Annotated in this window: 2 protein-coding genes; both read left to right on the forward strand. The window is 77.7% G+C overall.

Translation table 11 applies throughout. The features are described 5' to 3' along the window. Positions 1-552 (forward strand): ADP-dependent NAD(P)H-hydrate dehydratase (locus ABD140_RS39740; protein ID WP_344248218.1); only part of this gene is annotated, 552 nt, incomplete at its 5' end. A gap of 138 nt (positions 553-690) precedes the next feature. Continuing rightward, the gene (gene alr, locus ABD140_RS39745; RefSeq protein ID WP_344248220.1) at positions 691-1806 is read left to right on the forward strand and encodes an alanine racemase; all 1116 of its coding nucleotides are present in this window, start codon (positions 691-693) and stop codon (positions 1804-1806) included. The last annotated feature ends 111 nt before the right edge of the window (positions 1807-1917 follow it).

Consider the following 1917-nt stretch of genomic DNA (forward strand, 5'->3'; position numbering starts at 1 on the left):
CGCCCCCCCCCCTCCCACCGCCTGGTGCGCGCGGCCCTGGCGAGCGACGTCCCCGTCCTGGTCGACGCCGACGGCCTGAACACCCTGTCCGGGCTGCCCGCCGGGGAGCGCCGCGCGCTCCTGGACCGTCCGGCCCCCACCGTCCTGACGCCCCACGCGGGGGAGCTCGCCCGCCTTCTGGGCGCCGAACGCGCCGACATCGAGGCCCGCCGACTGGCCTACGTGCGCCGCGCCGCCGAGGAGCTGAACGCCACGGTCCTGCTGAAGGGCTCCACGACCCTGGTCGCGGCCCCCGGCGGCGGTCCCGTCCGCGCCAACCTCACCGGCACCCCGCGGCTGGCCGCGGCGGGCACCGGCGACGTCCTCTCCGGCCTGATCGGCGCCCTCCTGGCGACCGGCCTCCCGGCCCCCGAGGCGGCCGCCCATGGCGCCCACCTCCACGGACTCGCGGCCCGGCTGGCCTCCGCACCCGACCCGGCGCTGTCCGCGTCCCCGATCACCGCCCTCGACGTCCTCACCGCCCTGCCCGCCGCCTTCCGCCGCCTTCCGTGAACACGGGTCCGCGTGCGGGGCGGCTTTCCCGGGGGTGCGCCGCGGGCGGTCCCCCCGGTGAGGGAGATCTCACCGAAGGGGGTCGTGAGCTGGGAGGAAGGGCGAGGGAGGGGCGCGGGTGAGGCAGACTTGGGGACCATGAGGTATCCGACGCGGGCGCTGGTGGAGCTGGCGGCGATCCGCGAGAACGTGCGGCTGATCCGCGAGACGGCGGGCGGCGCCGAAGTGATGGCCATGGTCAAGGCCGACGGCTACGGGCACGGGGCGGCGGCCGTGGCGGGCGCCGCGCTCGCGGGCGGCGCCGGGCGGATCGGCGTGGCCTACGTCGAGGAGGCGCTGGCGCTGCGCGAGGCGGGTGTCGGCGTCCCCGTCATGGCGATGGTGTGCACCAGGGGCGACGAGTACGGGCGGGCCGTGGCGGCGGGCGTGGACCTCGGTGTCGGCGGGCTCCGGCTGCTGGAGGAGGTCGCCGAGGCGGCGGTGGACGCCGGACGGGCGGCGCGCGTCCACCTGGCGGTGGACACCGGCATGACCAGGGAGGGCGCCAACGCGCAGGGCTGGCCCGAGCTGGTGGAGCGGGCCCTCAAGGCGCAGGCGTCCGGCCGGGTGGAGATCGTCGGGATCTGGTCGCACCTGGCGTGCGCGGACGAGCCCGGCCACCCCTCGGTGGCCGCGCAGGCCCGGGTGTTCCGCGAGGCGGTCGAGCTGGCCGAGCGGGCCGGGGTGCGGCCCGAGGTGCGGCACCTGGCGAACTCGGCGGCGGCGCTGTACCTCCCGGAGACCCGTTGGGACCTGGTGCGGCCCGGCATCGCGATCTACGGGCTGCACCCCGCGCCGGGGCTCCCCGACCCGGGGCTGCGCCCGGCCATGACGGTGGTCTCCCAGATCGCCTTCACCAAGCGGGCCGCCGCGGGCAGCGGCGTCTCCTACGGCCACGCCTACACCACGCCGCGGGACGCGAACGTGGCGCTGGTCCCGGCCGGCTACGCCGACGGGGTGCCGCGCAACGGCGGCGGCGTGCTGGAGCTCCTGGCGGGCGGGGCGCGGCGCCGCATCGCGGGCCGGGTGTGCATGGACCAGTTCGTCGTCGACCTCGGCGACGACGTGGTCGAGGAGGGCGACGAGGTGGTCCTCTTCGGGCCGGGCGACCGCGGCGAGCCCACCGCCCAGGACTGGGCGGAGGCGCTCGGGACCATCTCCTACGAGGTCGTGACGAGGATCGGCGGCAGGGTGCCGCGCACGCATCTGGACTGAAATCCCCCGGAGGCCAAGTTGGACGTCAGGAGCAGACGCAGGCTGGGCGCGGCGGGCGCCGTCGCGGCGGTCGCTGCGGCGGGCGTCGGCGCGGCGGTAGCGGCACGCCGG

This window comes from Actinocorallia libanotica (assembly GCF_039525175.1).
Lineage (GTDB): Bacteria > Actinomycetota > Actinomycetes > Streptosporangiales > Streptosporangiaceae > Actinocorallia > Actinocorallia libanotica.